The sequence below is a fragment of the Salegentibacter lacus genome (genome assembly GCF_020164555.1).
Lineage (GTDB): Bacteria > Bacteroidota > Bacteroidia > Flavobacteriales > Flavobacteriaceae > Salegentibacter > Salegentibacter lacus.
The window spans coordinates 93,414-119,654 of sequence record NZ_JAIQZB010000011.1 but is presented as its reverse complement, the minus strand read 5'-3'; the positions used below and the strand labels follow the sequence as shown (position 1 = coordinate 119,654).

Annotated in this window: 21 protein-coding genes; 10 read left to right on the top strand and 11 right to left on the bottom strand. The window is 34.9% G+C overall.

Going from position 1 to position 26,241, the window contains the following annotated elements; genetic code table 11:
- Positions 1-6: 6 nt before the first annotated feature.
- Positions 7-1,929 (bottom strand): tetratricopeptide repeat-containing sensor histidine kinase, encoded by a 1,923-nt coding sequence (locus LB465_RS10780; protein ID WP_224469869.1) that lies wholly within the window; start codon positions 1,927-1,929, stop codon positions 7-9.
- 533 nt (positions 1,930-2,462) lie between these two features.
- Here LB465_RS10780 and LB465_RS10775 point away from each other — a divergent pair.
- From LB465_RS10775 to LB465_RS10730, 10 genes are all read left to right on the top strand, one after another.
- Complete coding sequence (locus LB465_RS10775; protein WP_224469868.1) at positions 2,463-3,005, top strand: hypothetical protein; 543 nt, start codon at positions 2,463-2,465, stop codon at positions 3,003-3,005.
- Between the two features lie 123 nt (positions 3,006-3,128).
- A complete protein-coding gene (locus tag LB465_RS10770; RefSeq protein WP_224469867.1) occupies positions 3,129-3,479 on the top strand; it encodes a hypothetical protein in 351 nt (116 codons plus the stop codon).
- 53 nt (positions 3,480-3,532) lie between these two features.
- A complete protein-coding gene (locus tag LB465_RS10765; protein WP_224469866.1) occupies positions 3,533-3,937 on the top strand; it encodes a hypothetical protein in 405 nt (134 codons plus the stop codon).
- An 85-nt stretch (positions 3,938-4,022) separates the two neighbouring features.
- Positions 4,023-5,261, top strand: coding sequence for a radical SAM protein (locus LB465_RS10760; RefSeq protein ID WP_224469865.1), 1,239 nt, complete (start codon positions 4,023-4,025; stop codon positions 5,259-5,261).
- A gap of 1 nt (position 5,262) precedes the next feature.
- Positions 5,263-6,360, top strand: coding sequence for a class I SAM-dependent methyltransferase (locus LB465_RS10755; RefSeq protein WP_224469864.1), 1,098 nt, complete (start codon positions 5,263-5,265; stop codon positions 6,358-6,360).
- Positions 6,347-7,276 (top strand): glycosyltransferase, encoded by a 930-nt coding sequence (locus tag LB465_RS10750; protein ID WP_224469863.1) that lies wholly within the window; start codon positions 6,347-6,349, stop codon positions 7,274-7,276. Before LB465_RS10755 ends, LB465_RS10750 begins: the two co-directional genes overlap by 14 nt.
- Positions 7,277-7,287: 11 nt before the next feature.
- On the top strand, positions 7,288-8,445 hold the full coding sequence (locus LB465_RS10745; protein ID WP_224469862.1) for an ATP-grasp domain-containing protein: 1,158 nt from the start codon (positions 7,288-7,290) through the stop codon (positions 8,443-8,445).
- 70 nt (positions 8,446-8,515) lie between these two features.
- Complete coding sequence (locus LB465_RS10740) at positions 8,516-8,752, top strand: hypothetical protein (protein WP_224469861.1); 237 nt, start codon at positions 8,516-8,518, stop codon at positions 8,750-8,752.
- A gap of 107 nt (positions 8,753-8,859) precedes the next feature.
- Positions 8,860-9,567: a DUF4145 domain-containing protein gene (locus LB465_RS10735; protein WP_224469860.1), complete on the top strand. Its 708-nt coding sequence runs from the start codon at positions 8,860-8,862 to the stop codon at positions 9,565-9,567.
- A 300-nt stretch (positions 9,568-9,867) separates the two neighbouring features.
- Entirely contained in the window at positions 9,868-10,545 is a 678-nt protein-coding gene (locus LB465_RS10730) for an EcsC family protein (protein WP_224469859.1), read from the top strand.
- On the opposite strand, the gene LB465_RS10725 is transcribed toward LB465_RS10730, so the two are convergent.
- The 10 genes from LB465_RS10725 to LB465_RS10680 form a co-directional block, all read right to left on the bottom strand.
- Positions 10,533-11,660 (bottom strand): helix-turn-helix transcriptional regulator, encoded by a 1,128-nt coding sequence (locus tag LB465_RS10725; protein WP_224469858.1) that lies wholly within the window; start codon positions 11,658-11,660, stop codon positions 10,533-10,535. The two genes, LB465_RS10730 and LB465_RS10725, sit on opposite strands and share 13 nt — an antisense overlap.
- Positions 11,661-11,677: 17 nt before the next feature.
- Positions 11,678-15,175, bottom strand: coding sequence for a DEAD/DEAH box helicase family protein (locus tag LB465_RS10720; protein ID WP_224469857.1), 3,498 nt, complete (start codon positions 15,173-15,175; stop codon positions 11,678-11,680).
- A gap of 53 nt (positions 15,176-15,228) precedes the next feature.
- On the bottom strand, positions 15,229-15,813 hold the full coding sequence (locus tag LB465_RS10715; protein ID WP_224469856.1) for a hypothetical protein: 585 nt from the start codon (positions 15,811-15,813) through the stop codon (positions 15,229-15,231).
- Positions 15,814-15,829: 16 nt separating this feature from the next.
- Positions 15,830-17,119: a hypothetical protein gene (locus tag LB465_RS10710; protein ID WP_224469855.1), complete on the bottom strand. Its 1,290-nt coding sequence runs from the start codon at positions 17,117-17,119 to the stop codon at positions 15,830-15,832.
- 36 nt (positions 17,120-17,155) lie between these two features.
- Positions 17,156-18,691, bottom strand: a complete 1,536-nt coding sequence (locus tag LB465_RS10705; RefSeq protein ID WP_224469854.1) for a reverse transcriptase/maturase family protein — start codon at positions 18,689-18,691, stop codon at positions 17,156-17,158.
- A 338-nt stretch (positions 18,692-19,029) separates the two neighbouring features.
- On the bottom strand, positions 19,030-20,238 hold the full coding sequence (locus LB465_RS10700) for a restriction endonuclease subunit S (protein ID WP_224469853.1): 1,209 nt from the start codon (positions 20,236-20,238) through the stop codon (positions 19,030-19,032).
- A 3-nt stretch (positions 20,239-20,241) separates the two neighbouring features.
- Positions 20,242-21,879, bottom strand: coding sequence for a class I SAM-dependent DNA methyltransferase (locus tag LB465_RS10695; RefSeq protein WP_224469852.1), 1,638 nt, complete (start codon positions 21,877-21,879; stop codon positions 20,242-20,244).
- 74 nt (positions 21,880-21,953) lie between these two features.
- Positions 21,954-22,481 carry an HNH endonuclease gene (locus tag LB465_RS18495; protein ID WP_224469851.1) on the bottom strand — a complete coding sequence of 176 codons (528 nt, stop codon included), beginning with the start codon at positions 22,479-22,481 and terminating at the stop codon, positions 21,954-21,956.
- Positions 22,482-22,630: 149 nt separating this feature from the next.
- The gene (locus LB465_RS10685; RefSeq protein WP_224469850.1) at positions 22,631-23,545 is read right to left on the bottom strand and encodes a hypothetical protein; all 915 of its coding nucleotides are present in this window, start codon (positions 23,543-23,545) and stop codon (positions 22,631-22,633) included.
- 2 nt (positions 23,546-23,547) lie between these two features.
- A complete protein-coding gene (locus LB465_RS10680; RefSeq protein ID WP_224469849.1) occupies positions 23,548-26,031 on the bottom strand; it encodes an N-6 DNA methylase in 2,484 nt (827 codons plus the stop codon).
- Between the last annotated feature and the right edge of the window lie 210 nt (positions 26,032-26,241).

Genomic DNA, 26,241 nt, shown 5'->3' with positions numbered 1-26,241 from the left:
GTTAATCTATATTGGAATTTGGATGAGTATTTTCAAACCTTTATCCTGTTTGGTTTCAAATTTAAGTTTTCCTTTTATTGAAATAATACGGTTTTCCATATTATGAATACCATTACCCGATTTAAGGCTTTCATTTGTAACACCAATCCCATTATCGGAATATTGAATTTTTAATACATCCTTTTCAGAAGAAAATATAATTGCGACCAAACTTGCTTTGCTGTGTTTATTCATATTTATCATAACCTCCTGCAGCACCCTATAGATCACAAGTTTCTTTTCGGTATTTAAATCATTCCAGGCAATGGTTTTTTCCCCGCTTAAAATAAGTCTTGCATCCTTAGGGCAAATAGCCGAGAGTAATGCCGCGAGTTGATCGAGGTATCCTTCTCCGGTATTAATTTCCCTGTTTTCCCTTGAAATATTTCGGGTACGGTTATAAATATGTTCAATTCTGTCCATCGTTGCTGCAGGCGCAATTTTTTCCAAACTACTCATTACATTATATACGTCATTTGCCAGCTCATCATGGATCTTTTTGGAAATTCTGGTTTCTGTTTTATGGGTCTCGCGAATCTTTTCTTTTACGTGTTTCTGTCTCAGGTAGAAAAATCCGAATCCACCCGATACTATCAGCAATAATCCTCCAAGAGAGAGAATGATGATTTGATTTTTAAGTTCTTCTGCTTCCAATATTTGCTTTATTGTTTCAGCCTCGAGATCATTAATTTCTTTTTGTTTTTGTTCCTCGTCAAACCTAATCTTAGCAAAGAAATTTTTTGCCTTTAATTCGGCTTCCTGAATACTGTCATTTAAAAGAAGGTATCTTTGGATATATTTTTCAGATTTTGCTGGATCAGAAATTTTGAGTAAATATTTAAGAGCATTCAATTCTGAAATTTTACTGTCATTTTCCCTGGCAGCTTTCAACGCCTTGACGGCATATTCTTTAGCCCGGGCCGGCTCTTTATTCAAATAATATTCTGAAAGATTGTTGTAACTGGAGGTGAGGCCTTTTAGGTCATTGTTTTCTAGCCTCATTTCCAGAGATTGCCTAAGATCATCTAATACACTGGCCGTGGAGTCATTCAGCCATTTAGTATAGGCAAGGTTGTCTATAAACCTGGCATGGGATTCCGCGTCAGCATATTCAGTTTTGGAATTGATCAATTTCAGGTATTTAATTGCTTTATTAAAATTACCATTATCTCTGTATGCTAGGGCCATATTATTCAGAAAGGAAAGGCTGTCTTCAGTTGAGATAGAATATTTAAGTGCGGACTCGTAATTCTCAATGGCATCTTCGTAAAAGCCACGCTCCCGGTTCGCAATGCCAATTTGATTTAAAGCGCTGCTTATATAGGAGGAGTCCCTGGTCTTTAGTAAAAGGCTTAACGCAAGAGCAGCATTTTCCTGACTTCCTGTATAATCTGACATGCTACTTTGTGCATTCGCCATTTCCAGGGATCTTTTTCCGGCCCTCAGGCTATCTCCTATAGAGAGAAACAGTTTCCGGGATAGAAAGGCATTCCTATATTTCTCTTTGTAATTATTTAAATATTGATGGATGATGGCTTTTCTATAGTACCCTAAGGCTTCAAAATAGGTATTGCCATTAGCGCTGGCACTTCCTATCATCTTCTCAGAATAGACCATGGAACTGTCATATTCTTTAAGTCGGTTATATGTATATATCACCCCATCTAGCAGGTAATATTCTATCGTATCATTTTCGATCAGCGCAGAATCAAGGCCTTTTTTAAAATGTGCAAGCATTTTAGAGGGTTCCTTTCCTTTAAGAGCCTTATTGAAGTAGTATTCTCCAGAATTATCTTCGATAGCTTTTAACTTATTCTCTGGATCTGTTGAACAACTTGAAAATAGTATTAAGATTAGTAATGGGATAATTAAGATAAAGGGGGTTTTCATAAAACGAAAATAGAAAAAAAAAAGCGCTAAAATATAACGGCCTGGCTTATTATATTAATTAGCGTGGGCTGGTGTATAGTAATAATTTTTTCAACATTATTTCTCTCGCGTCATAGTTTGGCGCCCTTTCCATTCATCTTTGAGAATATAAGTAGCGGAGTTAATTGCTTCGTGTTGTTTAATGTTAAGAATAGATCCGCTTCAGTCTGTGACTTTTCTAATATGTAGGGGTAAAGGAAAATTAAAGGACGAAGCGGAATCTTATTCTGATTTCAGAACTGAAAGAAAGATTACTATGAACTATAATAATAATAAGGAGCCGAAATTTTTGCTGTGAGGGTTAGTTTCTGTAATGTCTTTTTAGGAATTGATGATTATAATAAAAAAATAATAGTAATTAATTAATATTCAATGGTATCGGAATAAATTCGATAAAAAATACGGATTCCCGTAATAAATCCTTAAAATTAATTTTATATTTAACAAGATTTTAAGTCCCTACCCTCAAAATCCCCAAATAACTAAACCAGAACATGAAGCCTGCTTCAACCTATTCAGAAATTTCTGAAGGAGCTCTTCTTTTGCATCAAGAAATCGTAAGGTTAGCAAAAGAAAATCCTGAAATCCAATCCTTGTATAAAGGCTGTCAACTGCTGTTCAGTCCGCTTTTGCAGCGACCAAAGATCCTTTTGATCGGGTTTAATCCCGGAGGAGGATATTACAACTGGCACGGTAAGATCGTGGAAGAGTTTGAACCTATGGAAGCTCTGGAATATTACCTCAATAATCATCCCTTAGCAGAACAAACCAAATCCTTATTCCGCCAGGCGGGAAGGGAAGAGGACCTGCAACATTATACCGTAAAGACCAACTTCTATTATTGGGCAACAGATAATGTTGCCGACTTTAACCGGCTCCTGAAATTACTTCCGGATGAATTGAGCAAGAAGATCTTTCACATAGCTCGAGTTTGGACTAAGCAATTAATAGATACCCTTAGACCTGAGCTGGTAATATCTGAAGGCTTTATGGCTTTTGATGAGATTGAGGTGCTTTTTCCTAATACTGAATTTTAAAAACAAAATATTCAAAGTTTTTTGAAAGTCGGAATATTAGAGTTTTAGGGTATAAAAGAAATCCAGGGCAAATTCTATACTCTATTAAAGAGATTGAAGTCTTAAAAAAATATTGTAAAATTTATGACAAGAAAATTTAGAAGAGCAGTTAAAAGAGTTGTTGCTGATGGCAAAGTTACCGATGAGGAAAGGAAAGCAATTTTTGATATGGCCAAAGAAGAAAACTTAAAAACTTATGAGGTTCAGATATATTTATCATCTGAATTAAAGAAAAGGCAGGCAAAAATAGAAAAACAAAAATATAACCGGGAAAAAAGAAAAACATCAGGTTCATGGCTAAATAATGAAGCTGTGAAAACTTCTGCTACAGCTGCTGCCTTGTATGGAATTAAAAAAGCAGGGCCTCATGTTTTAAAAGCAGGAAAAAGAGTTCTTCCAATAATTTTGAAAGTCGTGACTAGAGGTAAAATTTAAGTATTTTGATAAATTTTGAGTAGATGTAAATTATCAATTAACAAATATTAAATATGAAAAGTAAATCAGATGTTTACCATGATGGTTTAGGAATATCTAGTGTTGAAGTCCGATCAATGTCGTCTTTACCTCAACTCCTTACATACCAGGAAAGAGTTTATTCAGACGTAATGGATATGAATTTAAAAGAAGAGGAAGTGAGGTTTAAAATAAAAAATGAAAGTCATGAAGTACCTGAATTAAAAGAAAGTCTTGGTAAGCTGGTCTATAAAAAGAAGCTTTACAATATTCTTTATGAGCAGATTAATCGTCGGGTTGAAATTGTAAAAGTTTCCAATTATATCGATGAATGCCAGGTTTTTAAAGAAATAACAAAAGATTATTTCAGCCTTTCATTTTTCAATAAACTTGACGAAGAGGCTAAGAAAAAATTCCAGGATCAGTTAATATCAAATTAGATAGGTATAGAAGGGCAACAAGAAATCTATGAGCTTGGCCATGCATTAGAAAGAGGATAATAATCTTAAAATTTATATAAAAAATATGAAATCAAATGAATCCCATGTGAAAGTATACATCTTAACTCATGGAGTTATATTTACTGATACAGCTGTGGAATATGGAATTTCCGTAAATGCAAAACGTCAGAATCTAGTCTATAATACGACTGTAGAGTTTAAAAAGGGCCGGCGTACCAAAACTAATTATAACCGTCCACAGGAATTGCTATTGGAAGGTTTTGACGGATATACTGTTTGTGCTTCTGCTGTTAGTGAAGTACTTGGTCGAGAACCAGCAATAGTGGATTTTGTTGATGGAGAGTTAACCATAGAAACACCGGCAGTGCGAAATTTAGCGAAAGGTGTGGCCAAGATCACTTATGTCGAAGAACCTAAATATTATTCCCTATTTACTTCTAAAAATAGAAGCGTAAAAAGAATAATAAGTGCTTGTGGCTATGATGAAATGAACTTATGGCCCTGGCATGATTGTGCCGTGGATAAAAAATGCTCTTTTTGCGGCATTAATTCTACAAATAAAGGCTTAAAAAATAATGATTGGTTACACTCATTAAATTTGAGAAATGAAGATGGTGCCGCTTTTTGGAAATCAGCTAAAGAAGAGGTTTTAGAAGAATTGACAGAAGCTATTTCTTTGGCAATCGATGATGATTGTTACAAAGAGGAAGTTCATATGATCATGATCTCCGGAAATTTGGATAATGCACAACTGGATTTGCAAGCAGAAATTTATTCAGATATGGCTAGAGTCATTTCTGAGAATTTTCCTAATAGATTCAAGGAGGGAATAGTAGCTGTTACGGCTCCACCAAATGATTTATCGTATCTGGAGGTAATGAAATCCAATGGGATAGAGATTGGAGTTTTTAACCTTGAAGCTTTTACAGAAGAAGGATTTAATACTCATTGTCCCGGTAAAGCTGTAATTGGACGACAACATCATTTGGACACTTTGGTTAAAGGTGTCGAAGTTTTTGGATGGGGCAAATCCTGGACGAATTTTGTTTTAGGACTTGAAAATATTGATGAGTTGTTGGAAGGTTGTAATTTTTTGGCCAAACAAGGAATTAATCCGAGTGCAAATGTTTTACATATTGATTATGGATCTTCATTAAAAATTGAACCTCCCACCTATGACGATGTAATTTTCTTTTATACAGAATTAGCTTCTATTCTCAAAGAAAATAAACTTTCACCGTATTATTGCGCAAAAGCACTAAGAACCAGTTTGTCCAACGAAGCTTTTGAAAATAGATTCTGATATGGCTAAAACAAATAAGATAGAAGATCAAAACGCAGTCGTTTATATCAAAAATGTTAATAATCACAAAATATATGAAGATATTGAATGGTTAATGGAAGTAGGAAGATTTCCAGTCTCCTCCAATATTCTTGATATAGGTTGTGGAACAGGTTCACTTTTAAAACAACTGGGAAAAGAAACTGAATACAATAGGTATTTAAAAGGTATTGAAGGTTCTGTAAAAATGCATAATTGTGCTTCAGAAAATCTAAAGCACATAGAGAACGCAGAGATAATCTTATCTGACTTTGAAAAATTAGATAAGGATTTGTTATTAAGCTGGACTCCTGATATTATGATCATGTCCTTTTTTTTACATCACTGTAACAACATTGACCTGGTTTTCAATAAAGCTTCTGAAATTTTAAAAAAGGGAGGTAAATTGTATCTCTTCGACCGTTTTGCGATCTCAGATAATTTCAAATCTGATTTCGAATCATACTGGAATAACTGTTACGAGAGAAAGCATGAATGGAAAGAGGAAATGCCGAATATTCAATCATTAAAAGATATTGAGTTCTATTCCCAAAAACATGGATTTGTGGTCATCAACTATAAGATCAATCCACATGACGGTAAGATTGGTTGTAATTTATTTCCTAAATCTTTCATTGAACTCTGGAAGGTTGAAGCCACTATTTTTAGCTGTTTGATAATATCTCCAGCTTTTGACCCTAAAAAAGAAGAGATTTTAAACAAACTAATTGCTGAGACAAGTATCAATGATTTCAGCCTTTTGAAAATACCTTATACTAGATCTGTTTTAGAGCAAATCTATCCGGATGTGCCTTGGGCAGAGGAGTTCTTTAAATTTGCAGAGACCTATTCTCCAAATTCTGAAGCTACTGTCGTAGTCCCTAAAAATAGTAATTCTGTCCAAATTCTGTCGGAATTGACACAATTCAAAAAATTGTATAGAGGCGATTGGAAGGACATTGTAGGCGATGTTCATTCCGAGTCCTCAAATCCTCCGTTGATCCTACCTTTCCACGTACCTGAACCATGGGAAACTTATCAGATCAAAAAATTAATAGAAGAGTATAATGGACCAATATAAAGTTTGTATAATTTCATTTTTGAGAAATGATGAACTTAAACCTCAGTCCTTTGATATTTTAAATAAAAAGTTAGCAAATCATTATACAGTTATCCCAGTTATAATCTCTGAATCTGAATTGAATGATTTAGGTAGTGATGTGATGAATATTGTAATTCCTAATAGCACAAAATATAGACGTATTAAAATAGCCTTTAATTTTGTTGATACAGATTACTATTTCTGTATGGATTCAGATATTATTTTAGACATTGATAAGACCTTAAGTTTGATCCGACATACCATCGAAAAAGATTTAGATATTTCATGGGGGAGAATCGGTGTCAGTAGAACTGGCAACCTCATTGAAAAATTAATTGACATTGACAAAATTTTATCTCATTCGATCATTAGACCTACATTATGGAAGTTAAATATTGGGATAACTATTCCAGGTCAAACCTTCCTTTTTAAGAAAGAAAGCTTGATCCAAGCTTTCAATTTCAGAAATACTTTTCTAGATGATCTGGCAGTGGGAACTTATGTTCGCAAAAATATAAGATCTCTGAAAATTTCACCTACAAAAAACACCATAGGGTTTGAAGCCCCTTCTAAAACCTTTGCGGAATTATTAGACCAAAGAAAACGCTGGGCTAATGGATATAGATCAATGATCTTAGATACGAAGAACACTAGTTCTTTCAAGTATGTTCTAATTCATGGATTCTCATATCATTTTTTATGGATCTTTTTATTTGGTCTGTTTGGTTTAGCTTTGTGGCTCAATATTTACATATTTGCTCTTACATTGATCCCGACGATCTTTTTTCTTTCTGGAAAAAGTTTACCTAAATTCTTTTACAGTATTATTTACCTGGCTATTTTCCCGTTTTTTCATATATGGTGGTTCTACTGTTTTTTAGAAAAGGACGCTTAATTGCAGTGGATATGAAAATTGTTTTAGCAGGGGTAGCCACTATTTCCCATTTTGACTCCTTAATTAGGATACTAGATTCTAATAATATTGTTTATTATTTGATCGAAAATAATTTGCTGTTTCATAAAATTCCCAAAGAATATCATGATAAGGTTTTGATGACCGACCAATTACCTTTAGATGCGGACCTAATTATCCCTTTTAATGAGTATTGGATCTCGAAGATTCTTTTTATAAAAAAAAGGTATAGAAGAATAGGCCCTTCTTTAAATGCTTTGTATGCAAGTAGATCTAAATTAAAGATGTCTGAGATATTATTGTCAAAAGGAATTAAATCTGTAGCTAGATTCCCTTTGGACAAAATTTCATGCCTAAGAACAAAAAAGATCGTTATAAGACCAGATTGCGGATATTCTGGTTATGGTATCTTATTCACGGAAAAGGATAAAGTTTCAACTTTTGATCAAATTGAAAATATTGTCTTATCTAATATACCGGGATCAATGAATAAGATCTTAGGGATAGAACATAACCAGTTAATTTGTGAAGGATTTATCGAAGGGCAAGAATACAGTATTGATGTATTCAAAAACAAAGAATCTGTCAGCATTATTAGATTATCAAAAAAGAAAATTTCATATATAGATAATGTCCCTTGTGTAATTGGTTATTTACAAATAAAAGCCACCTCTAAATTCAGTAAGCAAATAAAAAGTTGGGTAGATGCTATATTTGATAAAGATGATATTTCCTTTGCTCAGTTTGATTTTATTGAAAATAGTAATAACGAACTGTTACCAATAGATTTTTCTTGTAGGGTAGGAAGTGGTGTAAGTGACCTCATCATAAATAGCGCTAACGCTAATTTATATGCCTATTGTATTTCTAATGTTATTCGAAAAGAAAAATATGAACTTTCATTTCAAGAAAATTGGGCACAATTTAATTTTATCCCTCAGAAATATGGAGGAGTTAAACAAATAGATATTTCATGGCCTACTCCTCACATTGTTATATATAAAAAGAATATAGGTGATCTTGTGAAAAAAAAACATTTTGGAAGCGCTGGAAACCGAGTCATAGAGGTCATTGAATTTTTGGACCATCCGGAACTATTTGATCTAAGATGTAAAGAAATTAATGATCGGATCAGTGTTGATCTATCATAATATATAAACTCGAAAATAGCTGTCCCTCTAAATTTTCTGAAGAAGTAAAAAAAATTGTTACAAAAACCAAGTGAAAAATAAACTTCAAACAGGCCCTGAAAAATTATTAAAGCTTTTGCTGGTTTATTATCAGTGTGACACTGCTGCATATACACAGGATGCAGGTGGTTCAAAATTCCTTGAACCCCTTTTCTGTAATAAGAATGGAATCAAAATGTTTGATAAGGGAGAAGGTTTGCTAAGGTGTTCTTCTATTTACTGCGAGAGATATTTAAAATTAAAATATGAAATACTGAAAATCTCATAATTATATAGTTATTTTTTTTAATTCTAAAGATCAAAAACAGGAAAAATCTTTATAAGGATAGTAATTTTTATTTTTACCCATATTTAATCTTGAAAAAAACTACACGAATGACATCCAAATTTCAAATACTTGAACCACAATATCCCAAGTTATATAAGATTTGTGAGATTGCAGAAGAACTTTTTCATATTGACCACAATTCTACAGTTTCGAAATTGAGATTGTTTACTGAAAAAGTAATTGAATTAATATATAGGTTAGAGAGCATTGACTTTCCTGGAACTGATATGGTCACTCAGATAAAAGAACTACATATTAAAAATTGTCTACCGACAGGTGTAAAGGACCTATTTCATCAGATTAGGAAAGATGGAAACAATGCAATTCATAGAGGAGATCTTTCTTCAAAGCATGCTTTTCGCGTTTTGAGCGCCTGTTATCGAATTTCCATTTGGATTATTGAAACATATGACAATATTTATGTTGAAGATTTCGAATACGTATTACCGGATAGTGCTAGCAAAAAGCCGGTTCAAACTTTGGAAGCGGAAATTGTCAAATCGCCGCTTATTTCAGAAAACTCTCAGGTAAAAGTTCTTCACTTGAACAGTATTTCTGCCACTATAGGAAATCGAAGACAGAGATCAAGAGAGAGTGCTAAAAGATTAAAACTTAGTCCTATGCTTATAAGTGCTGCTTGGGGTTTACCAGCAGCTTTTCTATTAGCAGCAGGCCCCATAGGATGGGCTACAAGTGCGATTAGTGGTTTGGGCTACCTAGGGTATAAGTATAGAAAACAAAAGAAAACAAAATAGTCCCCTATTTTTTTAATTTAATCCACCGGAAATAATGGAACCACTAATGTTGCTAAAGTTTGTTCCTTTATTTATGATTGCCTATTCCTTCTCAAGATTTGGTGGTGAAGAATTATATTTCCATAGCTCATTTATTCTTGACTATAGTAGTTTTGATCAAAGTAAGTTCTGGATGTTTTAAGTAGTCATAAAAGATTTCTGAAGAAGATCAAAGTGCTCTCAACTTATGTGTATTTTAAATGCACACAACTGCACCACATTTGTCGTAAGAAAAAAATAGTAATCCTAAAACCAACGATTATGAGCAATCAGGACAACTTCAGCAACGGCAAGAACGACAACAACAAACCCACATTACTCAAAGCAATTGAACTTATTTTAGCATCTCCTGCAGCAATTAAAAAAGAGTCTGAACAGATAAGAGCGCGTGTTCTTGAAAAATATTTAGGAAAAAAATCTACTAGCGAAATTAACGCACTAGCAGCCAAAAAGATTATTTCCCGGTACTCTTATTATGCAGCGTTTGCTGGTGGAGCTAGTAGCCTACCGGGTACTATTCCGGGGGTAGGAACTGTTGTTAGTACTGTAGGTGGGACTAGTGCAGACGTTGTGCTCACAATGAAATTTCAGATTGAAATGATCATGGCCATAGCTACTATTTATGGAATGGACATTGAAAATGAAGAACAAAAACGAATTTGTTTTTTGATTGCCGGATTAGGTGCACTAAACCAATCAGCAAAAGAAGGTGGTAAAAGAATGGGAAGCCAGGCATTTATTAAATTGGTTCGTCAGCATTTAAAAGGATCAGTCTTACTTGCCGTGAAAAAAGTTTTTCAGAAGGTGGGATTAACCTTTACCAGGAAGGCTCTTGAAAAAAGTATTCCGTTTGGAATAGGTGTAGTTTTGGGTGTTTCAATTAACAAAGGACTTACCCTATACGTTGGAAAAAAAGGTTTAGATTTTTACAGTGTATGATTGTTACCGGTAATTTCTTTTTGTTCAGATCTATAGTTTATGGTCATACCCTCAGAGATCATCTTCATACGTCTATGAAGATCGTCTGGTTTTATCACCTTCACATCAGCTCCAAAAGACAGAATGAGCTGTCTTAATTCCCAGTTCAATATCACCCGAATCTGCACCGTGCAGGTAGCATCGGTAAAGGTTTGAGTGAAGTGGAGAGGCTTTGTTTTGATATAATTATATCTGGACGGGTGGAACTTTAGAAAAACACTTTCTGGAGTTGAGTCAAATGATGGCCTGCTTACTCCAATAACGTGCTTGAGATACTCTTCAATATTTACAGACGATTCTTTGTAAAACTCTTTATCGGGATGGCATGGAATGGCCTTTTTTATCCGGTCTATTGGAAATATTGGCATGTAATTTACATCAGGTCTATCTTTTCGACTAGCGAACAAAAACCATCTTTTATTGTATTGTTTTAGATAGTATGGATAAACAATAATTATTTCCGGTTTTTCCTCGGTGTAAGGCTGATATAAAATTTCCAGTGCTTCTTTTTCTTTAATGCCATCAATAATGGTATTTAAATGTTCAAGGCCAACCAGTTGTTCGTTCTCATCGTAACCCATTATCGCCGGAAGTTCCTCATCATTTAAAAGATCACTTTTAAGTTTTAGAATGATTTCATTGAGACGACGGTATTCAGGTCTTCCTTTTATTCTGGTCATTACAGATAAAGCATCTTTGATCTGCGTTAGTTCAACATCGTTAAGATTATCCGAAGTAAGATTTATGCTTATGTCTCGGTAATAATAAGCCTCTTTTCTTCGAGCCTTCTCTTTTTTTTCATAGAAATCGTTAGGATGCAAGAAATCTTCATCTCTGCTATTGTTATCATCTTTAAGTTCTGAAACAATATTATTAGACAATTTTTCCTGCTCTCTTAAATTTCGTATATCTTTCCTTATGGTTCTCAATTGAAAGATCTTATGACCTGGATAGTGTTTTTGTACTTCTATGTTAGCGGCTACAATTAAATCCTCTATAAAATAGTTTTTGGTCTTATCCCTTAAACATTTGTCTATAGCCTTTATTCTTAAAAATTCCGGAGTATAAATATTCATTATTATTAACGTATGAATTAACCTGTTGTGCTATTTATCCTTCCAATAATGTCGAAGATCTGATCAGCTTGTTTTTGACTAAAAATACCATCTACAGCGTGAGGATGATAATTACTAAAAGGTGCGTCGTACAACTTTGCTGGATCAATTTTTCCTTTCTGGGTAATGAATTGTTTGATGGTATTTAAAAAGTTGATCTGTTTTGAATTCAATTTATATTTATTAATAAAGCTAGCAAACTCTTTATCTACATGCTCTTTAGAAAGGCCGTGTAGTGAAATGATCAATGGTACCAGGTTAATTGATTGCCCCAATTCCTTTTCAACATCTTCTTTTTTCAGCTCCCCGTTAAAGATCATACTTTCTAATGATTGCAACTCTTTTTGAGTAATCTTCTCACCATTTCTTATCCGGGCAATAGTTACATTGTTTTTATTCTCCCTGAGAATCTCCTGTAACCTTATGAGATTATTCTCAAAAGGTGAGGTATATTTCGTTTCTCCTTCTCTCGTTTGGGATGGTTCTTCTTTTCCTTTTCTACCCAGAGGCGGGATATCCAGTTCATCTTCGAAATTGGTGGTTACATATTTATGATCTGCGGGATCAATATATTTAACCAGGTCTCGGAGTCCAGCTCTTATCTTCTCCAAATGTTTTACGCCGTCTATTTTCCAAAAACTCTCTTCAAGAGGTTGTTTTACCAGTTTCTCCCTAGCTTTAACTGCCGGAATTGTAGTTTTCTTCAACAATTTCTTAGAAGTTGTAGCCACCTTTACGATTTGGATTTGAAATACATTCACAAAAACTTCTGTTTCCGGAGTTTCCAGTCGTTTTATCATTAAGGTATAAAGAAGTCGATCGTAAAACCTGGCGAGATCGTTGTCTCCTCTAGGTGGCTTAATCAGAGGAGCTATTTCATTTTCCAGAATTTGGAGATCCTTATTATCAAGGTGATTCCAGAGTTCGCGGTTCTCACTTCCGAATTCCAGAACTTTCTCCATTTTCATCTTTACATCAAATCGCTCTCTATCCAGGCTGGAGACTGTATGATGAAGCTCATCGAGTAGTTTTTTTCGGAAAGCTGTAAATTCTTTCTCTTTAGGAAATTTTTTTAAATACTGAGCAAGTTGAGTTTTCAAATTAAAAACTACCTCGGTTATACTTTTTTGAATGCTAGGTGGAATACCCTCAGGATTTTCATCAAAGAATTCAAAATTGCCACACATATCGAAGATCAGAAATCTCTCTTTATCCTGTCCCGGACCAAAAAGATCAGGTCTTAAGCGGGAACCCCGGCCTATCATCTGCCAGAATTTTGTGTAAGATTTAACTGGTTTATAAAATACAAGGTTTACTACTCGTGGCGCGTCGATTCCTGTATCCATCATGTCAACGGAAACGGCTACCTGAGGAAGACGTTCTTTTTCGTCTTCGCAAAAGCGTTCTAGAAACTCCTGTGCCTTGGGCTCGCTATGGGTAATTACCTTTACATAATCGTTCCCAAATTGTTCTTTATCTAGTTCCAGAAATATATCCTTTAGGAATTCGGCATGCTTTCGATTTCGTGCAAAGATTATAGTTTTCCCAATCTCATCGCCGCCTCGCTTTTTTATTCCGTTTTCAAGAATATACCTAAGAGACTTTATAGCAGTAGGCTTATTAAACAACCACTTGTTCAATTCAGCTTGAGAAATGTGTTCATTGCCTGTGGCTGGTTCTCCATCAAGGATCTCATCTTCAAATTCTGCCTGTTCTTCCGGAGAAAGTTCACTATATTTTATTCCTGACCGCATAAATTTAGTTGGAACCGGCACCGGAGCATAATCTACCAGGTGATCTTCATCTACAGCTTCCTGAAAAGTATAAGCATCTGTAGGAGATTTGTCTGGCAGGCCGAACACCTCATAAGTATTATGATGAATATGATGCTTTGGAGTTGCAGTCAATCCAAGATAAAGTGCGTCAAAATATTCAAAAATCGACTGGTATTTTTTATAAATAGATCTATGGGCTTCATCAATGATTACCAGATCAAAATGTCCCACTCCATAAAAGCGCTCATCACCATCTTTCACCCCATCAATCAGGTTCATCATTGTTTTATAGGTAGAGAAGGCAAGCCTTGTGTTAGGACTTTCTTTATCTTCCAACAGGTTTACTGTAGAGTATTCCGGCAGATGTTTTACAAAATTTCTTTGCGCCTGTTTTACGAGGCTAATCCTATCCGCAAGAAAGAGAATACGCTTCGCCCAGTTTGCTTCAAACAAGACCTTCGATAAGGCAATGGAAGTACGGGTTTTCCCTGTTCCGGTAGCAAGAACTAATAATGCCCTGCGGTTAGTGCCTATTAGCCTACCGGTTTGTTTATCGGTCCCTGAAAAATGTTCGGCAATACTTTTTATGGCCTGCATTTGGTAGGGACGGTTAACAATTTCAGTATCTATTTCCAGGTCTCGGATATCCTTACGATTTTCCCGGCGGTACATCATTGTCTGAAGTTCCTGTTTCGTGTAGAAACCGTTTACTTTTCTTGAAGCCTTATAAAACTGGTCATCCCAGAGGAAAGTTTCATAACCATTGGAGTAAAACATAACAGGCCTGCGGCCAAACATCTCCTCCAAGCTATCCGCATATAGCTGAGCCTGATTCTCTCCCTCCTTAGCATTGCGCAAGGTTTTTTTTGCTTCCACTAGGGCCAAAGGGAGACCATCATCATCCCAAAGCACGTAATCTATATAACCTGTTTCTGATTTATTAGTAGATTGGGGCATATACTTTACCTGAAATTCCTTATCCCGTGCTCCTTTAAGATCCCAACCGGCTTCCCGTAAAGAAACATCTATAAAGTAGCGCCGGGTTTCCTTTTCATTTACAGGATGATGAATCTTATCTTCTTCTTCAGCTTTTTCCTTATTTTTTTCTAATTCCGCTTTTAAATTCTCTACTTGTTTTTTGTAAAGGTCATTTTTCCTTTCAAGTTCCTTATTCTTTTCTTCGATCTCTTTAATCTGTTCTTGCCATTTATCGACTGAGGCTTCAAAAGTTTGAATAAGATCATCCAGCTCTCTCTTAGAGAGCTTTGGAGCTCCTTCTTCCGGAACAAATTCCCATTTGAACATTCCCGGTTTTTCACATTCATCAGGGGCATAGGAGGATGCAAGAAAGCGTGTAAAGTAATATGAATTTTCGATAGCCTGCAGGCTGTCCTGTTTGCTAACCGATTTATTATGAAGAGCAAGATTTCCCGCCTTACGAATTAAATGAAGATCATTGAGTATTTTAGATGGAACCTGGTGGGTAAAATTGTAATCCTTCATCAAACCATTAAGACTAGTGTCATAGGGCATTTCCAGAGCCGGATCATTTTCAAACATCCAGTTTACTGCCAATTCTAATCCCATTCGGGAATAGGCAAGCGAGGTTCGGGGGTCGGAAATGGCAAGTTCTTCTGCTTTTTCTAAACGATTAAAGATCTCCGGCCATTTCCCGGATATAAACTGAAAATTAGATTCCATTAATTGTAATTTTTATTTCATAAAAGCCTTCTCCTATCGGTTAAAGATAAAATTTAATATCTACAAAGGATTGGAGTGCCGTAATGCATTCGCCATAACACCTCTAATTCATTAGCATATTCCTTATAGATTTTCTCCACATCCCAATCCTTGGCTTCAGGTAGCTTTTTTAGGAGTTGATGATTCTCAGCATCATTAAAATCAAAAAAACTTACTTTCCAATCTTCCAGGTCTAATTCAAGCCCGGAGATATTAATAGTGCCTGTATTGGTATTATTACTAATTACTTCCTGATTAATCCTTCCTCTTAATCCGTAGTAGCTTCCTTTTTTCCACTTGGAATAACCTCCCATCCCATTGTATAAAACACGATATTCACCTTCTTTGATCTTACAAATATGGTCCAGGCCATTTCTATTGTGAAGCAATTTCTTGATAGGCACGTGAGCTCCACCGTGGTGATCGGTTTGTTTTAATTGCTCCAGAGGAGTTTTACACCATAACCAATATAAGCCACGACTTCTAGATGGTAGTATATCTGTTCCCTTACCTTTTCCACGACCTCGGAAATCTTTCAGACTTACCAGTGTTTTACGTTGGGATGCATCTATTTTTTCAATGATATTTTTAATAAACATATATCTACTATATTGCTTACTTTATAACTATAGAGCTCATTTTCCGGTTTATTTCTTCCATGAAACTAACTAATTTTGTTAGGTCATTTTTATTATTATCCCTTTGCTGAAATTCGGAATATGGAATTCTAAGAATCAAAACATAACCAAAAGAAATATCAAATTGAGATTTACCTGAACCTGTAACCTTTTCCTCCCAGCGACAATTTTTTTTCCAATCGAAATCATCTTTAAAATGCTCATCAAAAAGATCTTCTAATTGCGTCCAGTCTTTATCCCTTTTTTTGCGTCCGGAATATTTTACGAAATTTTCTTTTGTGTATAAAGGGCTTTCTAAAACATCCTCTTTAAAATCAAGACTTGTAAAGTAAGACTGGAAGCTAGTTAACTTGGTATGATAATCTTTAATTAAGGGATATGTATGATTACCCAGACTAATTTCATTTTTAAACTGTGGTTCTCCATTTTTTGTAAAAAGATGCCATCCCTGATTTTTAGTATTTCCAGGATATATTCGAACGTCTATAGTTTTTTCATCCTTATTTACTGCAAAAAGTATCTCATCTGCCCAAGCCTTTTCACAAACAAAACCAAGCCGTTTATTATCCAAGGGTCTTAAATCTGACTGGTCTATAGCTGTAGCGAGCCTATCGTAAATAGGAGCTGAAGCTGCCTTAATCTCAAGTGAGGACAGTGAAGCCTGTGGTAACCATTGAAAATTATGAACTCTTACGTATTGAATAAAGTCTTTTAGAAAACGGGAGGAATTACTGGTTGCCTTCTGAAAATTGTTTACCTGGATAGCTTTTTCCATCAGCTTTTTCCAGTGAAAATCTACAGGAGTCACTTCTCCCGATGTGATCTCATTTTCTTGAGAAGCATTTAGTGCCTGGTTAAACAGTTGCCCCGTACAATCGTGATTATTGGGTTTCACCTCTACTATAATCGCAATATTACCAAGTGTAATTAATAGATCTGTGATAGGATCGTATTTCCTTTCGTGAGTCTGAGAGAAGAAATTCGAGGTATTCATTTCGTGTTCACTTATGCTCACCGCGTATATATGATCTACTTCCTTAATAGAAGAAACCTTTTTTTGGATATCAATTTCAATTTCCTGCTTTCCTTCAAAATTATCGAAAACACTATTATAACCTTGTTTATCCAGAACTTCGTTCAGGAAGGTGTTTAAAAAAAGTTCATTTTCCAGTAATGTCAGGGCCAGTCCCCGGGTAAGATCATTTTCTAATTGAAATTCTCTTTCTTTCTTAGTGTAGGTTTTAAATAAATTCAGGTGGTTATTCATAAGTATTAGTTGGTTAAAATTTAAAATTTTGAGTATTTATATATTTTCTGATTTGCTTCGTTCTACTTTTTTAATTGCTTTGCCCATCAAGTCATTGAATCTTGACCAGCTCTTTCTGGATTGCTTTTTAATAATATCGCTTCCGTTGAAATCTTTAAAAGTATTATTGGACTTTTCCACATAACTTAAATAATTACCCCAATCATAGCGGTAAGTTTTAGTTTTTCCGTTTTGAATCATTCGTCTCTTAGCTCCTTTGTAGGTAAACTTTTTATAAAGTTTGCTTTTATGAATTTTGTCGTCTGTACTCTCTGCATTTATTGCCAGGGAAACCGATCGTTTAAAGGCTCTTTTCATCGAACGGTTAAATTTAGAGTAACCGGACGTCTTGATTAATGCTCGTTGTCCATCAAATTCAAATCCTAAAAATTCCAGGTTTTTATTTTTTCGCTCTTCTGTTACTTCATCTATCTCATAGCCAATAAATTTTCCATCTTCGTTTGCAAAATGGTAAACTTTGGTTTTATCAGGGTGGATTTCCAGATTTACCTTATCAGCTACTAAGGAACGTAGATGTGCTATTGCTTCACCTTTTTTATCTGAGGGAACAACCATTATCAAATCATCACTATATCTTTGATAAAAACCTTGCACTTCTTTACTATTGATATAATTCTGAACCTCTCCATCAAAGTCCAACATATAAATATTAGCTAATGTGGCACTCAATGCTGTCCCCTGCGGGATACCCTTAGTTCGGGTTGATTTTGAAACTAAATGAGTACTGTTTTTATAAAATTCATCAATTTCACAGAAAGAAATGGCATTATTGTCTTTTAGAAAGCGCTTATTTTTAACTGACTTTTTCCGTTCTGTAAATGTGATTGGATCGTTCTCTGTTGCGGTTCTAACCCAAATTTCATTTTTATAATTTCTGAAAAGTAAGTCTTCATTTACATACCTCATTCTTGTGAGAGACTTGTAAACCCTGTAGTGGTCTTTCTGAAGCGTATTCGAACCGTCCCAAACTTCTGCCCATTTTTGTTTCAAAATTTTATGGTCAAGGCAATCAAAGAATTTAGTGATATCGGCAACAATAACGGTTTGGTCTGTATTTTGATTTTCCTTGATGAATTTAAAAGCTTCATATGCAAAATCAATATTGCATTTATGTTTATTTTTTGTCCCTTCAATTCTAATTTTCCTATACGCAACTATTGACTTATCGAAGCTTTTAGACTTTAGGAGATCATTGTATTTTTTTGATAACAGATAGCTGTAGTAAGAATAAATCTGAGCATCTAAATGACTAGCAAAGAATATCTCGCGGGCCTTTGGTTTAGCTTTTACCCGGTTTCTCTTTTTGCTTTTATTCTTCAATCCATTTGGATTAGCTCTGAATTTTCTTTGAAAAATGGTGCGATGCAGAAAAGGAAGAAAACTATGCTTTGCGATTTTATTTTCATCGGTAATATAATTTTCCAGTTTTGGAATATCAGAACGCTCCAAAGGAAAACCTATATGAGGATACCTCTTCAATTTAATCCAGGGATGTTCTTTTCTTTTCTCCATATTAATAAATAAGGGCCGAGTTTTCACTTGTAGCAGGCTTATGATTGAACATGCTCTTTCGACACTTTCCCCATTTCTGGCTATAATGCCGCTACACTTTTCAGGTATAGAAATTGCTTATATTAGCTTAACAATTATCGAAATAACTGCTTCAATGATGAACAACCTCAAACTGAAACACCTGGCAAGGTTAATGCTCGCCATCCTGTCATATGTAGGTGGATTAATTCCAACTCTTGACATTGGTATTTAGTACTCACTTGACGTATATCTCAAGTGATAACATTCATGCTAAACGTTCTTCTCAGCCACTCGGCCCCATTTTAATTCATATTATTTTAATTTATTTCCAATTCCTTTTCTTTCACCAACTCCCCCTTAAATGCCTTTTGCAATAAAGCCTGGAATAAATCTTCACTTTCTTTAAGCTCCTGTTTTGCCAGTTCTTTTTGCTTTTCAAGCAAACTAATTTTATCGGCAAACTGGCTTTGAAGTTTAATTGGTGGAGTTATAATCTGAAACCTTTTCATTTCTGAAAGGAGTAGATTTTTAATAGCCGAACCGGAACCTTTAGTTGCAAAAGTTTTAAGCCGCAATTCAAAAACATATTGTAGAAATTCTGGAATTAAAATTTCTTTTTTAGTTTTAATAATTGCCACACTTTTTTGGAAAGTAGTTCTCCGGGTTTCAGGGATTTCCCTAGCAATTGCCAATCTTCCAATTGTAGACCCGGTATTTACCATTACCAAATCTCCGGGCTGCAAATTAGTTCTCCTATCAACTTCTTCAAATTCCTTTTTCGGTATTTCTCTAGTATTTGAATAATTAATGTTATTATTTCTGACATCTTTAGCGCTTATGAAATAATAGCCAGAATCCTTTTCATCATTACAATTGCCGTGCTTTCCATCTGTAATAAGGTTAGTTAAATCATCAAGTTTCTTTATGTCCCACCCCATAGAATTTTTCACTGGATCCCCAAACATTTCCAAAAAGATACTTTGCGCGAGTTGGTCGTATTCTTCGAGGAGTAGTTTGGTCTTGTCGCGCAGGGCGGTTGCGTTGTCTAAGATTTCGGCAATACGTTTTTGGGTGGCTAGTGAAGGCAGGGGAATTTCAATTTTATCAATATATCGAGCCAATTGTAAATTAATAATTCCCGTGGTTTTATTTTGAAACATTTCAGTTACCCTAAATTTGTGACTTGCATAAAGTATATAATGTAAATACTTCGGTTCTATGAGATTTTTATTGGGTCTTAATATTGAAGTAAAGTTATTGCATAGAAAAACTCCTTCCTCTTCAAAGAAAACCACACGGCCAACAGGTTGGGTGGGGCTTCCTCCAGATTTTTCAATGATGATATCACCTTTCATCAATTTCTTCGTCGCGATTTTTTTATCTGATATATCGCGCTTAATAACATTGGAAAGATCGAGGACACCTTTATTTGTGAAATTTGTAGTTCTTAACACAGAGACCTTTTCTCCTTCTATACCCCATTCGCCCGTTATCGGTTTATTTATCACGTTTTTTAGAAATGCCATAGATTATAACAGTTGAGTGAGTTTTGTATTTATACTCGTTCTTTCATTATCTAAATCTTGTATCCTGCTAAGTATAACTTTCGGCGCATCGTATTGGACTTCTTCATAAACAATTTCCTTGTAGCGGTTAATGGAAAGGTCCCAGTTGTTTTCCTGAATTTCTTTTAGAGGTACAAGGAAGCTTTGTGAGGTACGGTCGGCATAATTATGGGCACAGGTGTTCTCCATAAATTTGTCAAAGCCCAGGTTTTCAGGAGTATCTTTCACTTGTAGCAACTCTCCCTCTTTAGTATGCATTTTCCCCCAGTAATCACTTTTCAAATAGCGGTAGTGATCCAGGATTTGCGGTAGGTTAAAATTATCGTGCGCCTGTGCCATTTGTTCTAATTTTTCAGGAGTAAAGTCACCTTTGGTTTGCGAGAAAGCATCAAATAGTTCCTCGTCAACCAGAAGGTTTCGTTTATCGTCCAGGGATTTACCATCAGCTTTCATATCGTAGAACCATACATAATCGGTGCCGCCGCTATTGGTTTTGGTAAATATCATAATGGCAGTGCTCACTCCGGCATAGGGTTTAAAAACTCCGCTAGGCATAGAGATCACTGCTTCCAGTTTATGATTGTCTATAATTTCCTTGCGAATACCTTTATGGGCGTTACTGCTGCCAAAAAGAACGCCATCGGGTACAATCACTGCAGCACGGCCACCGGTCTTCAATTGGCGTAACATTAAGGCCAGAAAAAGCAACTCGGTTTTAGAGGTGTTAGTGATGTTTTTTAAACTTGGAGAAATTGTTTCTTTATCTATCTTTCCTTTAAAAGGTGGGTTAGCTAAAATAAGAGAATAGGAGTCTGCTACCGTATTGTCTTTTGAAAGCGCATCCACATCGTAAATATTAGGTTCTTTTACCCCGTGCAGGTAAAGGTTCATAGACGCGATACGCAGCATCGTAGAATCGAATTCCATCCCATTAAACATCTTTTTATCGATATGCTCACGATGGTCATCTATTTCAGTAAAACTGTAATTCTGGTCTATATATTCCTTTGCATTAACCAAAAAACCGGCAGTACCGGCAGAAGGATCACAAATGCTGTCTTCCAGAGAAGGTAGCATTAAGGCTACCATCATCTTGATAATATGCCGTGGAGTACGGAACTGTCCGGAGGTTCCACCGCCTTCCATCTTGGAAAGCATATATTCATAGATATCTCCCTTGGCGTCTTGGTTGCTCATATCAATAGTTTCCATCTGGTCCATCACTGAGTCCAGCAATTGTGGCTTGGTAATCCCAAAACTCGCGTTCCGCATATGGGTGGCAAACATACTTTTCTCTGCTCCCAGGTTTCTTATAAAAGGGAAGATCCCATCTTTATTATCGATAAAAAGCTGGTGCCGTTCATCTACAGACATTTCCTTTAGGTTCTTCCAACGAAACTGTTGCTGATCTTCGCTAAAGATTTTCTTATGTGCAAGGCCTCGAAGAGCTTTTAATTCATTATTAGTCTCAATTTCATCCAAGTTTTTGATGAAGATGAGGTAGGTAAGTTGTTCCACAATGGTTATAGTATTGGAAATTCCTCCATTCCAGAAGGTTTCCCATATTTTGTCGACTTTAGATTTATGGTCGGTAGTAATCATATAATGGGTGTGGTGTTAATTTTTGTTAAAGATAAAATTTTACAACAGGAATGTAATGTGGAAAACCACAATTCCTAATCTTTGACATAGGTTTTATTTCCATTAGAATTTATATAATACTTTCCGCCTCTGGAGCCGGTCTGTATAACTTTTGAAGAGTTATAACTTGGTACAGAATAGGAGGGAGCAGAGTAACTTGGCATTTTGGGTAATTTATAAGACGCAGAATTATAAGATGGAACTTTATAGGTGCTCGTTGGAGTAGAAAAAGTTGGGATTCCGGTTGTTGTGGTACTTCTCTCCCTTGCTGTTTTAGCCTTATGTTGATCTACGCTTAGTAGCTGCATATTATATGGACTATCGGTACCACCCTTTGAAAGTGGTATTATATGATCAACCTGGTACCCAGCAGGAGTTTTAGTATAACCCCTGGATTCCAAAAATGCCTTTTTATTAGCGGCGCTGCGTTTCACTTTCGGCAAGCCAGAAGTGGAATAGGTTTGATTGGAATAGTATTCAGTTTCACCAACAGTATAAGTTTGTGCGAAGGCTACGGTAGTAAATATAAAAAAAGCTAGGAAAAAACTAAGTAAAGATCTCATAGGATTGGTTTTCTGGTTGAACGTAGTACAAATATATATAGCTAGTGTGCATTTGGAATGCATGGTATTTCGATGCTGCATTTTGGAATTTCATTTTGAAAATACTATGTAGTTAACCTTATAATTCGTAGTATCTCACAATATCTATTTTAAATATTCTCCTTGTAGATTTTTTCGAACCAGAGAAGGAGTTCCATAAGCCCCATTTTAAGTGATTCAATAGCGTAATTGGATATCATATATTGATCGTAATGTTGACTTTCCAAATGATGGATATAACTTCCACATGTAAAATAAATCCATCTTTGGAGGTTTTCAATTTCGGGATTTTGGTAAACCGCAGTTGTGGCCTGCCAGTTACTCCGAGCACTTATATTTCCTGAAAGGTGTTTTATTTTTTGATTGGTAGAATTAATATTGTTTGGTATAACTCTAATACTGGCCAGTTTAAGAAAAATACTTTCCTGTACACTTCTAATATTTGTGAGCACAGCTTTCAACTCCGAATTATCACTAGGTAAGGGCTTGGCTAATAATTTTAAAACCTGGTCTTCTACTTCCTCTGGTAAACACCCCTTCTCAAAAATTTTAAAGATTTCAGGATTAGACAACCTGGCTTTTCTCTGAGGCCTCTTATCCGCTGCATCTTTTATTTCTGCCCACAATTTCTCTATATCTTCATCTTTATTCTTATCGAAAATTTTTCCCTCAGCATAACTTTCATCTTTGAAAAGTTTAATAAAAGGACTATCTCCCTTCCTAAATTTCTTTTGTCCTGATAATATGTACCAAGGCATAAAAATCTGCTTTGCTCTAAGATTAGAAAGAGCCTTTGCAACCTGCCCGAAAGCATTATCATCTAACTCCGTTCCCCTCTGGTCGGCATTTTCGTAAAACAGGCCGTCTAAGAGAACAGCATCGTATTCCTTGTAGCTTTCTTCTAACTCAACAATTCCGTCTTTAGCATTAGTATAACCAATAAGCCTAATGTCTTTCAACAAAGCTTCATCAGCAATTAATTCAGTAGTTTCATATTTATCATCAAACCAAAGTACCTTATACATATCTATTGTTTTAAAATTATAGGAAAAGTAAGTTCTATTGTAGTTACCAAGTCACCTGGAATACCTTCAGGCCCGGTTTCATCTGTAAAACCAAAGTGTCCTTTGTGCAGTTTCATAACCTCATTAATAAACCACCCACCAGTGCCATCTCCAGCATTTTTACCCGATGAGCTTCCTTTTCTTATAAATGAACCATGAGAATAATCTGGTGGCAGAGGATTTCCAGAGTTTGAAATATCCAGTTGAACTTCGGCATTTTTGAAATCATAAATGAATTCAAAAACTATTTTATTAGAAGAATCTATCTTATTATCAAATCCATGTTTTAATGCATTTGCGACTATATTATCGAATACCTGTCTTAATTTTTCCTTGTCTCCAAGAATATAAACCGTCTTAAGGTCATTCTCTAAAAGCGCAGCTTTGTCTTTATTCACCTCCAGAAGAAAATGATCTCCATTACGAGACTTAACTTCTTTTTTATAGTTCTCGACAAACCTTATTAGATCTATTTTTTCGACCTCAAGTTCTGTAAGGTCAATTTCTGTCCCAGCCTTGTTAAGGATTTTGGTAACACTAGAAAGGTCTCTATCCATAATTCTTAAATAATCACCTAATGTGCTTGACAGCTTGTCATTTGCTTTTAAATTATATAAGTCTGGCATTTCAGTTTTAACCTGATCCTCCAGTATTTTATTGATAAACTTAAAAGCACTTCTAAGGTTTTTCATTGATCCCGCGATCTGATGACGTAAAAAACTATTTTCGTCTGCAACATCAATATTAAAATCTGTAGAAATCTTTTTGACCTCTTCTAGCTTTTCTTGATGTAACCTATGATATTCTCGGCTAAGTTTTCTTTCCTGCTCAACAAAAGTAGGAACAACAATCTCTATCTTTAAAAGATCATTCTTTCGGATTCTAGGAATTCCACTTCCGCTTCGAATTCTATCTAATTGGTTTTGAACATAATCTTTATGTAGTTCCATCACGAGATATTCAGGAAGCACTAAGTCTGTATCAACAGTAAACGCCAAAATCTTACCTCTTTCATAAACAGTTTCTTTATTATCCGGTTGAAACAGTGTAGGCTTGATGCTGTTCCCCAGAGTAGCTATTAACATTGAACTTCTGCTAAGTAAGCTTGAGGAGGATTTCACTTCCTTAATCGGTAATCTACTTAACTCTATCTTAGAATTTAATTTATCGTCCGATAGTTCCCCTATATTGATCAATCTTGCTTCAAGCTGAGTTGGTTTTTCTATAGGTATTAAACTAATTATATCAGATAATTTTTCTAATCTAATTTCATCTAATCGGTCTATGACAGGTTTTTCAAAAACATAGCGATTAATGGAAAGATTATAATCGTTTTCCGCAATAAATTCAGAGTCAACAGATTTTGAAAGTTTTGAATTATTTTCCCGGTCAATCTCAGAAAACAACCTTTTTATATCAATTTTATTTAGTTTTCCAGATTCATTACTAAACAAATCAGATCCATCTACAAATCGAATTTTATTTCCAGACATTTCTTTTGACAGAACTATCACATTAACAGATATAGACGTGAAGTGGAGGATCTTTTCAGGTAAAGAAATTACATATTTTAAATAGTTATTCTCAGACAAGTATTTCCGGAATGCTTTATCCTTCGGTTTATTACTACTAAGAAAACCATTAGGCATTACGAAAGACATTGTCCCACTCTTTTTAAGTTTTTTAAAGGTTTGCGAAACAATCAAGGTATTCGCATTACGATAATCTCCAAATTTTTCATCTTCAAGAAGGTGAGGAAATGATTCATCTAATTGCAAATTGAAAGGAGGGTTATAAGAAATATAATCGTATAAACTATCTCCCGCTGTATAGCACCAACCTTCAATACTATTCTTATTTTTAAAAAGAAAATGGGCTGGACAATCATATATCATCATTCGCATTTTAGCCAATAGCCAAACAGATATATTTAATTCTTCTCCATAATAATTAATCGTTGAAGGAAGATCTATTGCTAGTGATGCTAGTCCACCGAATGGATTATAGTATTTTTGATTTTCATCTTTAGGTAAAAAATGATTTAAAAGCAGAGTTAACTCTTTTGGTTGGAGCTCATCTCCAGTAGATTGCTTTTCAATGTAGGTTTTAATACGACTGTCAAACAAGCTTGGTATTTCACTGTCATTAATCTGTTCTGTTGCAGATAAAATTGCACTGCATAAATTTGAAAAAAATGGTTTTCTAGCTTTCTCAACTATTTCCTTCAAGTAAGCATCATAAAGCTGAATTAACTCTATATTGGAAGATTTATATATTATTCTCTTAGCATCACTATTACCCACTTTGCTCAAAGAATTAAGTAATTCTTCTTTTTCCATTAATAACAAAAAACACTCAAGCAAAGTCACTTCTTGATCTGAGAGATTACTTTTATAAAGATTTCTTACTGTTTGGAATAAAGCTATAGTTGCTAATAAAGGAATCATATAATAGGTCTTGGTTAAATTTCTTTTTGTAATCGGATTACAAATTAAAGGCAATTGTATGCAATTCAAATACACACATAAATTTTAAAAATAAATAAATATTAATTTTGATGGGATTAATTGATAGAACAAAGGCAGCTGAAATATCCTGATTATCTATTTAGTTTAGGGAGACCTGCAAATTTTCTTAATAAATGTAAATTTAAACAA